This is a genomic window from Sphingobacterium sp. T2, from assembly GCF_000814685.1.
GTDB lineage: Bacteria > Bacteroidota > Bacteroidia > Sphingobacteriales > Sphingobacteriaceae > Sphingobacterium > Sphingobacterium thermophilum.
In genome coordinates, this window is record NZ_JXAC01000239.1 from 1 (window position 1) to 11,430 (window position 11,430).

The 11,430-nt window shown below is 40.3% G+C and carries 10 protein-coding genes; 6 read left to right on the forward strand and 4 right to left on the reverse strand.

Features of this window, described 5'->3' with window-relative positions:
* Window positions 1–227 precede the first annotated feature (227 nt).
* Both SD31_RS13135 and SD31_RS13140 read left to right on the forward strand, forming a co-directional pair.
* On the forward strand, window positions 228–1,652 hold the full coding sequence (locus SD31_RS13135) for a SusD/RagB family nutrient-binding outer membrane lipoprotein (RefSeq protein ID WP_197053721.1): 1,425 nt from the start codon (window positions 228–230) through the stop codon (window positions 1,650–1,652).
* Between the two features lie 53 nt (window positions 1,653–1,705).
* Window positions 1,706–3,031 (forward strand): alpha-L-fucosidase, encoded by a 1,326-nt coding sequence (locus tag SD31_RS13140; protein WP_231561636.1) that lies wholly within the window; start codon window positions 1,706–1,708, stop codon window positions 3,029–3,031.
* Window positions 3,032–3,177: 146 nt separating this feature from the next.
* Here SD31_RS13140 and SD31_RS16725 read toward each other — a convergent pair whose 3' ends face one another.
* From SD31_RS16725 to SD31_RS13150, 4 genes are all read right to left on the reverse strand, one after another.
* Window positions 3,178–3,306 (reverse strand): hypothetical protein, encoded by a 129-nt coding sequence (locus SD31_RS16725; protein WP_231561638.1) that lies wholly within the window; start codon window positions 3,304–3,306, stop codon window positions 3,178–3,180.
* Window positions 3,307–3,361: 55 nt separating this feature from the next.
* Window positions 3,362–5,341 (reverse strand): glycoside hydrolase family 3 N-terminal domain-containing protein, encoded by a 1,980-nt coding sequence (locus SD31_RS13145; RefSeq protein WP_197053722.1) that lies wholly within the window; start codon window positions 5,339–5,341, stop codon window positions 3,362–3,364.
* Window positions 5,307–5,459, reverse strand: coding sequence for a hypothetical protein (locus tag SD31_RS17655; RefSeq protein ID WP_197053723.1), 153 nt, complete (start codon window positions 5,457–5,459; stop codon window positions 5,307–5,309). Before SD31_RS17655 ends, SD31_RS13145 begins: the two co-directional genes overlap by 35 nt.
* A 236-nt stretch (window positions 5,460–5,695) precedes the next feature.
* Window positions 5,696–6,217: a hypothetical protein gene (locus SD31_RS13150; protein ID WP_231561640.1), complete on the reverse strand. Its 522-nt coding sequence runs from the start codon at window positions 6,215–6,217 to the stop codon at window positions 5,696–5,698.
* A gap of 185 nt (window positions 6,218–6,402) precedes the next feature.
* On the opposite strand from SD31_RS13150, the gene SD31_RS13155 reads away from it, so the two are divergent.
* From SD31_RS13155 to SD31_RS13170, 4 genes are all read left to right on the forward strand, one after another.
* On the forward strand, window positions 6,403–7,347 hold the full coding sequence (locus SD31_RS13155) for a lysylphosphatidylglycerol synthase transmembrane domain-containing protein (protein ID WP_039054465.1): 945 nt from the start codon (window positions 6,403–6,405) through the stop codon (window positions 7,345–7,347).
* A 2-nt stretch (window positions 7,348–7,349) separates the two neighbouring features.
* Complete coding sequence (locus SD31_RS13160) at window positions 7,350–8,060, forward strand: SDR family NAD(P)-dependent oxidoreductase (RefSeq protein WP_039054466.1); 711 nt, start codon at window positions 7,350–7,352, stop codon at window positions 8,058–8,060.
* 144 nt (window positions 8,061–8,204) lie between these two features.
* A complete protein-coding gene (locus tag SD31_RS13165) occupies window positions 8,205–11,216 on the forward strand; it encodes a SusC/RagA family TonB-linked outer membrane protein (protein WP_039054467.1) in 3,012 nt (1,003 codons plus the stop codon).
* Window positions 11,217–11,237: 21 nt separating this feature from the next.
* Window positions 11,238–11,430, forward strand: a 193-nt coding sequence (locus SD31_RS13170; RefSeq protein WP_197053724.1) for a hypothetical protein, incomplete at its 3' end; no start/stop codon positions are given.

Sequence of the window (11,430 nt, forward strand, 5' to 3'; positions counted from 1 at the left end):
TTCTCCATACAAGAACTTATGGTTTAATGTTACAGTTGCTTAGTATTTTAATTAATGAAATAGAAGGAAAATAAATGAATTGAATAGCAGGACTTATGTGCTGCTTCTCTTTCAGTCAATATATCGTGTAAAAATCCTCTTTTGATGATTGGTATCGTGATCCATCAAAAGTTACGGAAACAACAATTGAAAAACAGTTTGCCGGTCTTCAATATACCTACCGCGAATTGGTAGTCCCTACCTATAGAAACTACTTTGTAACGCTGGCTCCTACCATCCATCGCTACATACAAACTATAGGATGGGCAAACTCCGAAAATCAGCTTCTTCCAGGAGCAGCAGCCATTACCGACCGCTGGGAAAGATATTATCAGGGGCTAGCTCAATTCCGAGAACTAGAAAAAGTTTATGACGCTAGTCTAGACATTGAAAAAGAAGAAAAGAAAATATTTCTTCTAGCGGCTAAAATATTCTTCTATGATCAAACCCAGCAACAAGTAGACTTGCATGGAGCCATCCCTTGGTCTGAAGCCGGCAAGTTAAGTAGTAATGGTGGCAACTACGCTATTTCCTATCCTAAATACGATAAGGCCGAAGATATCTATACAGCAATGCTAGATGATCTTAAATCAATAAGCACTGAATTAAACAACATTACTCCACCAAGTACAGTTTTGGAATCCTTCAAAACTCAGGATTTAATAAATTCAGGCTCTATTGATTTATGGAAAAAATATTGCAATTCATTACGCCTGAGAATGTTAATGAGAGTAAGCCAAGTAGGCTCTTTCAGCGCCAGAACGACCCAAGAAATCAACGAAATACTTGCCTCTCCTACCATTTATCCTCTTGTACTAAACAATGATGACAATATTCAGGTAGACATTTTCAACAACGGTTCAGATATTAACTCCAGTGGTTTTCAGGATGCCTTGGAAAGCTGGAATAACAACATAGCTGGAAAAGTTATGATTGACCATATGGTTTCCAATGCAGACCCTCGATTACCTTATATGTTTGAACCAGGTGCTGGAGCCGCTCCTAATGAATACATAGGCCTAGACCAATCCCTACCTTCTTCTACGCAAAGTACACTTATTGCTGGCACTCCGACAGAACCTAGCAAAATTGCGATTTATAACCGCTCTACCTATTCACGAAACCAAAATTTTCCTGGGATACTAGTGACAGCCTCAGAAGTGCGTTATTTGTTAGCAGAATATAAGGCTAGAAATGGAAATCCAGCGGATGCTAGAACGGATTTTGAAGAAGGTATCAAAGCATCTATCGATTTACAACAACGTATCCGCGCTGTAAGCAATAACAGTATAGTAAGTGCTCCAACTCCACCAACAGCAACACAAATAAACACTTATATAAATAATATAGGATGGGGTACAAATAATATACAACTTATTGCTATGCAAAAGTGGCTCCATCTGAATATCATACAGTCGGTAGAAAACTGGTCTGAAGTAAGACGCCTAGATTATCCAGTATTCGCATTCAGAGTAGAGCAATCTGACACACAAAAAACACCTCCAGCAAAATGGAACCTACCGCAATCCGAAATTGTCTATAACGGGGAAAATTATAATGCGGTAAAAGATCAGGATAATGTAAACACAAAGCTATTTTGGGATTTAAATTAATTTGAACCGGATAAGAGCCACTTCTAGTGGCTCTTCCGTTTAAAGGATGTCACATGAAAATATTATTGACTTTTATCTTTGCTTTATACTATACCTGCACTTTAGGGCAAGCACATAACATCTCAGCAGGATACCAAAAACCCGAAGACCCTTTAGTAATAAAGAATCTGGAAGATTGGCAAGATTTAAAATTCGGCCTATTTATGCATTGGGGTACTTATAGTCAGTGGGGAATAGTGGAAAGCTGGAGCTTATGTCCGGAAGATGAAGGATGGACACAACGAAAAAAAGAACATGGAGCTAGTTATTATGAATACGTAAAGAATTACGAGAATCTACAAAAAACATTTAACCCTATACAATTCAATCCTCAAAAATGGGCAAAAGCAGCCAAAGCTGCAGGCATGCAATATGTCGTTTTTACAACCAAACATCACGATGGCTTTGCCATGTTTGACACCAAAGAGTCTGACTATAAAATCACAGACCCTAAAACTCCTTTTTCAACACATCCTAAAGCCAATATTACCAAAGAAATTTTTGAAGCATTCCGTCAAGAAAACTTCAAAATAGGAGCCTATTTCTCTAAACCAGACTGGCACTCCGAATATTATTGGTGGCCTTATTTTCCACCAAAAGACAGAAACGTAAACTACGATCCCCAAAAGTACCCAGATCGCTGGGAAAAATTTAAACAATACACATTTAACCAAATAAATGAACTTACTACTAATTACGGGAAAATAGACATACTATGGCTAGACGGAGGCTGGGTAAGACCTTTGAGCACCGTAGACACAACTGTCGATTGGCAAAAAACGATAAAATTGGAACAGGATATTGATATGGACAGGATTGGCTCTATGGCCCGAAAAAACCAGCCCGGAATAATTATTGTAGATAGAACCGTACCGGGAAAATGGGAAAACTATGTAACTCCAGAACAATCCATACCTGAACAACCTCTCCATATTCCATGGGAAAGCTGTATCACCATGGGAGATTCTTTCAGTTACGTCCCCAATGATAACTATAAACCCACAAAGACAATAATAGAAACCTTAGTAAAGATAATTTCAAGAGGGGGAAATTATTTGCTCAACATTGCTCCTGGACCTAATGGGGATTTTGATCCTATTGCTTACGAAAGATTGGAACAACTGACCCCATGGATAAATATAAACAAGTCAGCGATTTTTTCAACACGAACAATATATCCTTATCACAAAGATTCATATTATTATACGCGATCCAAAGACTCTAAGCATATCAACGTCTTTCATCTTTCAGAAGGAGAAACTTATCAACAACCTTCCTTATACCGATTTGAAATAGCTCCTGAACAGTCTATCCAAGAACATAAAACTACTAGGATATAAGAGGAAAATTAAAATGGAAGAAAGATAAGCACATTATTACGATTATACCTCCCGATCACAAAATCGAGTATGTTGCAGTATTCCAAATTACAGTCAAATAAGACATCTTCTATTCATTATAAGGGAATCCATATTCAAGGATTCCCTTATAATGAATAATCTTTACTCAAACTAAACTCTCCTTCCAGCTGAATATCTTCTGATGATTTCCCTACCAACACTTTAAAGCTTCCCTTTTCGGTTTTCCATCTTTTGTCAGCTCCCCATAATTTCAAATCATTTTTTCTGAGGTTAAAGGAAAATAAAGCTGTATTATGAGCTTTTATATGTCTACGTTTCAAAAGCTTTGAGCTGTTTGACTGCGGTAACTACGCTACTGACTTCGTCTACTACATAAACCTGAACCACTTCATCTCCATCAATATCAGAAGTATTACTTACCTCAAAAGATATCGTACATTCAAAATCCTCACTCTTCTCAACCACATTCACTTTTAGATTTTGATATGTAAAATGACTAAAACTTAACCCATAACCAAAAGGATATAAAGGTTTTGCCTCCATTTCTATATAATCATGATGCTTTGGCTTGTTATGATTATAATAGACTGGCAGCTGACCATCACTTCTAGGAACAGAAATAGGCAGTCTTCCTGCAGGATTATACTTTCCAAACAATACTTCAGCTATAGCCATCCCCCCCTCCTGACCGGGATACCAAGCCTCAACAATGGCAGGAATATTTTCTTGAGCCCACGATAGGTTCAGCGGTCTCCCCTTTATAGTAACCAAAACTATAGGTTTACCTAATTTATGTAGCTCTTTCAATAATTTAAGTTGGTCTCCCAAGAAATCCAATGTAGCACGATCATATCCCTCTCCACTTTCCATATCACTTAACGTTTTCTGTTCAACACGTGCTGCACCGGTTTCTTCATAGGAAGTACGGAAATCCCTTGCACTGGAGCCTCCCATTACGGCAATGATTATATCTGCCTGTTTGGCAATCTTTTTAGCATTTTCAATATCTGAATGTTGTGTGTCACGTATAGCACAACCTTTCTCATACTGGACTTTTATTCTATCGCCCACCAAAGCACGTATACCATCCAAAACGGTAACTACCTTCTCATCAGGCTGTGGTGCAGTATAATCCCCCAATTGATTATAAATATTGTCCGCATTAGGTCCTATTACCGCTATATGCTTTACTCCTTCTTTTAAAGGAAGCAGGTTATTCTCATTTTTTAGCAGCACAATGGATTCTCGAGCGACTTGTCTAGCTATTTCCCTATTTTCCATAGTACCTACTTTTGCCAACACTTCACCTTCATCCACATACGGATTTTCAAACAAACCCAGCTTAAATTTCACTCTTAAAATATTAGCCACGGCGCTATCCAATGTTTGCATACTTACTTTTCCTTCTTTGACAGCTTTCAACAAATTATCGCCATAGCCCACACCGCTGAGATCCATATCCAAGCCTGCCTGTATACTCTGCGTGGCCGCCTCCACTCCACTCGCCGCCGTTCTATGATTCCCTTGCAGTCCTGATATACTCAATAAATCTGAAACTACAAATCCTTGGAAGTCCCATTCTTTACGGAGCACCTGCTTCAAAAGCCATTCATTGGAAGAACACGGAATTCCGTCGATGGAATTGTATGCAGTCATAATTGATCCTGCTCCTGCTCTAACAGCCGATTCAAAAGGCTTAAGAAAATGATGTCGCAATTCTCTTTCCCCTATGGTATTGAAACCTCCATTATGCCCTCCCTCAGGTACGCCATATGCAACAAAATGTTTTAAAGTACTCATTATTTTATCTTTCTCTCCCAAACGTTGACCTTGCAACCCCTTAACAACTGCTTCTCCCATCTTTCCCACCAAATAGGCGTCTTCTCCATAGCTTTCTTCTGTGCGAGACCATCGAGGATCTCTTGCCAAATCTAACACAGGTCCATAACCATTTCTTCCACCCACAGCGTATGTCTCTTTAGCAATAACTGAAGCCATCTCTTCCAAGAGCTTAGGGTTCCATGTGCTAGCTTGGCCTATTGCCGTCGGAAAAACAGTAGCCCCAATGGCCATATGACCGTGAGGTACCTCCTCCGAAATTAATAGCGGGATACCTAGACGGGTGTTTTCAATTATATATTTTTGCAATGCATTAATAGCTTTTGCGGCCTGTTGAGGAGAGAGACCTGTTATCAACGTCTTTTTTGTCCACGGATCTGCACGCAAAGTAGCCCATAAAGCTCCTATGGGTCTTTTAGCTATCAGATCCTTTAAACTTTTTGCTGACATAAACATGCTCTCCATCTTTTTCATACATCTCCCAGCCCAGTTCTTTGGAAAGCTGACCAACTTTCTCCTCAAGAGTCATCCTCTGCAACAAGTCTTGAACCCGCTCCTCAACAGGCAAAGTCTCATTTTTATAGCGATAAGATTGACCTATACACACATTGAAATAAAAAAAACATAGAAGCAAAAATGGAAATATATACCTCATAACAAGATGCTAAAAAACACTGAAGTGATTGTTTATTTAAGTTTATAACTACTAACCTCTAAAGTACACCTTTTATAAATTGCTCCCAACAAAAAAGTCCTGAAAAAATTTCAGGACCTTTTTTGTTACAAACCTATTCTTCAATACTATTATTGATTTCTTGTAAAATTGAAAATCAGATAACCTCGGGATCCATTATCCAAGTCTACGGGCATACGCATTGTCAATGTCTGTGCATCGGCGTATGAAAGACCCAATCTATATCCGGTAGTCACGTTTGCCGCCTTATCTCCTGCATATAGCTTCTTGAATTGAAATTCCGGTTGTCCCATGCCTTTGCCGGGATTGTAGATGGACCAGATTATCGTTCTCACCGCTCCTGTAGCGCACAACGTTCCCGAAGCATTGAAAGTAATGCTTCCTCTATAGTTGCCTGTAGGCAAATGCCACACGCTACCGATAAAACATTCTACCGGAGCCTCATCAAAAATATTCTTAATAGTATAAGTCTGAGGAATATCCTCCCGTGTCACAGAATTTAACACCCAAGTACCTTTTACGCCATTTCTCCATTGCGAAGCAGTAGGCCCTTCATTACTTGTTGCAGGTACATTAGAGTAGCCTCCATCTTTACGTTGAGCACCGCACGCTGAAACTAAAACAACCGCCACAACAAGCGATAAGAATGATAGAATGTGTTTTCGCATAATTAATAATTTAAAGAATATCTAATCCTAAAGCAAAGATACACTCTCTGCACTTTTCTAGCACATCCAAAAATCATACCACAACAAATTTCAACTTTACACCTTTGTTCTTATGATAATCTTTACTTTTGCTAAGAGAATCATAATTTATGAAAAAAAACAGAGCCTTAGAAATCTTAAAAAATATATCCAAAGTCTTAGTTACGCTAGGGGCTTTGTATTGGGTGATAAGAAATATCCGAAATAACAAAGATATCAGTCTGGAAGAGCTGGAAAACGAACTGATGAATTGCGATTGGACCATTCTCTTCTTGGCGTTCTGTGCATATGCCGCATCCCAGCTCATGGCCTCTTGGAGACTCAACTCTTTTTTTAAGGTTATTAAGCTCAACCTTACTGAAAGATACAACTTCCGACTGTATCAGCTGGGCCTCCTCTACAATTTCTTCCTTCCCGGAGGTATTGGAGGCGACGGCTATAAAATATACTTTCTGAAGAAAGAACATCATGTCCGTGGAAGAAAGATATTAAGTGCCGTATTTTTCGACCGCCTTAGCGGTTTATGGGCTCTGTGTATCATCACCTGTGCGTTGATTATCTTTATGCCGCGACTAGCTATACCCAATTATATAACCATTTCGGCAGCGCTATTAGGTACACTAAGCTATTACTTCATTCTCCATACCTATTTTAAAGATTTCTCGAAAAAGTTTTTTATTACACATATCAAAGCTTTAGGAGTGCAAGGATTTCAGGTGCTTTCAGCCATACTCATCTTATACTCTTTGGACTTCCAGGATAAATTTTCACCATATCTCTTGCTATTTCTTGTTTCCTCACTGGTATCCATTGTTCCATCCATCGGCGGAGGTGCCGGATTAAGGGAGCTCGTCATGATGTATGGGGCCATGTACCTTAAAATAGATATACATAGTGCACTTCTTTTGAGTATCTTTTTTTATGTTATTTCCTTGCTGATGGCTAGCTCGGGTATCTATTATGTGATACGTCCTGAACGGCTCGGCGCCAAAAAACTACCTTCCGTAGCAGAAGTAGAAGAAGAAATTGTAAAAGAAAAAGAAGATTACGACTAATTATGGCAAATATTATTATCACAGGGGCTAGCAGTGGAATAGGATTTGAAGCTGTATTGGACCTCACCTCAAAAAAGGAAAACAACGTTATCGCTCTGGCCCGCTCAGCGGATAAGCTCCGAAGACTGCATGAGATTGCTAGCGATCTCAACTTCGACGGAGGCAAACTCTTTCCTGCCCAGTTCGATATCGTGTATGACAACTATCCGGACTCATTGATTCCCTTCGTCAAATCCAAATTCGATAAGGTTGACATTCTTATCAATAATGCAGGGGCATTGATCAACAAACCTTTTTTAGATACCTCTATGGAGGAGTTTGCCCATATGCTACAAACGAATGTGATGGCACATGCCAATATGATAAAACATATTGTCCCTCTGATGCGTGAGGGAGGCCATATAGTAAACATTAGTAGTATGGGCGGCTTTCAGGGCTCAGTAAAATTTCCGGGGCTCAGCGCCTATTCGGCAAGTAAAGGAGCTTTGGCAATCCTTACCGAATGTCTGGCAGAAGAACTGAAAGACAAAAATATTAAAGTCAACTGCCTAGCCCTAGGATCTTCGCAGACAGAAATGTTTGAAGCTGCCTTTCCTGGAATGCAAGCAGGGACATTAGCTTTCGAAATGGGTAGATACGTTGCCGATTTCGCTCTTAACGGCAGCAAATACTTCAACGGCAAGATCATCCCTGTTTCCAATACCACTCCATAAAAAATATTTTAACTAGAAAAATAAAACAGGTTTTATACGCATATGTGTAAAACCTGTTTTGTTTAATTTTTATCCTTACTTGCCAACAATACCTCTTTAATTTTTTATAATTTAACTAAAACTAACAAAACAATACTTAAAATTATGAGAAGCAAGCTATTACTGCTTATTCTATTTTGTTTATCTAGTACTCAACTTATATATGCACAAAATAGAACTATATCGGGCACAGTGACCGATGGCAGTTCAGGAAATCCCATCTCAGGGGTTTCAGTTAAAGTATCGGAGAGCAATAAGATTACACAAACTGATGTTTCTGGAAAATTCAGCATAGAGATAAGCAGCAACACAGGAACGTTAGTATTCAGCTATATCGGCTATCACACCAAACAGGTTCCCATAACCAACAGCAATACATACGATGTAACATTATTACCTTCTGAAGCCACCATAGATGAAGTAGTCGTAGTGGGTTATGGCACCCAGCTCAAAAAAGATGTCACAGGATCTACTTCCACTGTAAAAATGTCGGATTTGGAGAATGTACCACTTCCCACCATAGAAAGCGCTTTACAAGGGAGGGCTTCCGGAGTATTCATAAACTCTAGCAGCGGAAAATTAGGCCAAGCTTTACAGATTCGTGTACGAGGAACATCCTCTATTACAGCCAGCAGCCAACCTTTATTTGTTATTGATGGCGTGCCCGTAATTACGCGAGACATGGGCACATACACCGAGCCAGAGAATCCTCTGGCAGCAATAAATCCCGATGACATCGAGAGCATGGATATTCTTAAAGATGCATCGGCCGCCGCCATCTACGGAGCCCGCGGTTCTAATGGTGTGGTATTAATAACGACAAAAAAAGGTAAAGCCGGCCGTACAAATATTGATGTAGGATACTACTATGGTGGCAGCAAGCCAACCAAAGTAGGTAAATTTCTAAATAGTCAGCAGTATAGAGAACTATTGACAGCTTCCCTTACCAATGCAGGGTATATAGGAAGTGCTCCAGACCAATATTCCTCCATGTCTGAATTCTGGGAAGACTGGACGGGAACAAATGATTGGGATGAAAACTACGATTCCGACTGGGCAAACCAAGCGTTCCGCACAGGCAATGTTCAGCAACTCTCCCTTACCATGTCGGGAGGTAATGACAAAACCAGATTCATCGCTTCAGGAGCACACAACGACAACAAAGGCATACTTGTCGGTAACAGATACGTACGTACCAGCGGCCGCCTAGGACTCGATCACAATGTCAGTACATGGCTTACTTTCGGGGGCAATATAAACCTCAATAAAATCGACAACTACCGCGTGAGTAGTGACAACGCTTTTTCTAACCCACAACAGCTGAACGCCCTTCCGCCAATACAACCTATCCGCAACGCGGATGGCGAGCTGAACAACAACACCGTCTATTATAACAATCTTATCGACCTAGAGAACGGCCGTCAAATGTCTAATACTTATAGGACTTTCTCCAACATCTATGCTACTGCACAGATTACCCCAAATCTTGTCTTCAGGACAGAATATGGTTTAGACCTTCTGATCTTGGAAGAAGAAATGTTCTTGGGATCCCGAACCCAAGATGGAGGAGATGTGGGTGGCTACGGTTTCAGTCACATCGCCAAATCCATAAACTACAACTTTAACAACACTTTAACTTATAGCAAACTTTTCAACGACATACACGATTTTTCTATCCTCTTAGGTATGTCCTACCAAGACGGACAATTCAGATACACACAAGCTGAAGGAAACAGCTTCCCTTCTGACAAGTTTCAAAAGATCGCTAGTGCAGCGGTAAAATCGGACGCCTCTTCCTACGAGGATCAGTTCTCTTTCCTTTCTTACTTCGGACGGATAAACTATAAACTGAAGAACAGATATCTTTTGGAAGGATCTTTACGTGTAGATGGATCATCGCGTTTTGGTCCGGAAAGAAAATATGGTACCTTCCCTGCTGCATCCATCGGCTGGGTAGTATCAGAAGAAGACTTCTTCGGCGATGGCTCCACATGGAACTACCTGAAAGCAAGGGTTAGCTACGGCCTTACCGGTAATGCCGAAATCGGCAACTATCTATGGCGCACCTTATATTCCGGAGTAAACTATGCAGGTACCCCAGGAACAAAACCTACAACCTTAGGAGACCGTGAGCTTACTTGGGAAAATACAAAAGCGACAAACATAGGTTTGGATCTAGGCTTCTTTAACGACCACCTTACATTCACCTTCGATGCTTACCATAAAAAAACCACGGACCTCTTACTCAACGTACCTATTATATCTACAAGCGGATTCACCTCTATCTTGCAAAACTATGGCGAGCTGGAAAATAAAGGACTGGAGTTCAGTTTCAACTCCCGTAACCTAGTCAACACCATTAAATGGTCAACCTCTTTTAATATTGCATTCAACAAAAACAAAGTATTAAAATTGGTGGACGGTCAGCCTATATATCCGGGAGGTAGGTATCTAGGGCGTGTGGAAGAAGGTAAACCGTTCGGATACTTTTATGGTAAAGCGTATGCAGGAGTAGATCCCAACAACGGCGATGCATTATATTATGTTGACGACACACGTACTGCTACCACCAACGACTATAATGCCGCTGGAGACCAAGAGCTTGGAACTCCACATCCTAAATTTTATGGCGGCTTCGGTAACAGATTTTCCTACAAAAACTTTGACCTAGACATTCAAACGCAGTTCGTCTATGGCAATGACATCTACAATGCTGCTGGAGCATTCCAAGCAGCTAATGGTGACTATTTCGACAACCAATTGGTCTCTCAGATGAACTATTGGAAACAACCGGGGGATATCACGGATATTCCACAACCTCGATTTGACGAAGCCAACGGAACTCGCCCTTCGTCACGCTACCTTCAAGACGGTTCTTATTTCCGTGTCAAAAATGTAGTGTTAGGATATAACATACCTTCTGCATCCATCAGTAAATATAAGATTAACAATGCACGAGTATATCTTTCTGCCACAAACCTCTTTACTATTACAAACTATGAAGGATATGATCCGGAAATAAATACCACCTTCGCAGGAAATTATCAGCTGGGAACAGACTTTTATACTCCTCCGCAGGCGCGTACCATCACGTTCGGAATTAATGTCGGATTTTAAATGTTCTCAAAATTTACTGTCATGAAAAATATACATAAAACTATCATATACACTACACTGACAGCTTCCTTGCTGTCAGGAGCCTGCAGCTCAAAGTTGGACATAGAACCAAAACAATCTATTTCTACTGAATTAGCTCTTTCTACCCCCTCAGACGTACGAAATGCTCTTATCGGTGCCTATACCGTGATTGCTGAAGGAGCTCTCTACGGGA

Bases quoted from the DNA above. Each gene is read 5' to 3' on its own strand.
- SD31_RS13140 (WP_231561636.1), top strand. From the start codon at position 1,706: ATGAAAATATTATTGACTTTTATCTTTGCTTTATACTATACCTGCACT.
- SD31_RS13145 (WP_197053722.1), bottom strand. From the start codon at position 5,341: ATGTCAGCAAAAAGTTTAAAGGATCTGATAGCTAAAAGACCCATAGGA.
- SD31_RS13155 (WP_039054465.1), top strand. From the start codon at position 6,403: ATGAAAAAAAACAGAGCCTTAGAAATCTTAAAAAATATATCCAAAGTC.
- SD31_RS13160 (WP_039054466.1), top strand. From the start codon at position 7,350: ATGGCAAATATTATTATCACAGGGGCTAGCAGTGGAATAGGATTTGAA.
- SD31_RS13165 (WP_039054467.1), top strand. From the start codon at position 8,205: ATGAGAAGCAAGCTATTACTGCTTATTCTATTTTGTTTATCTAGTACT.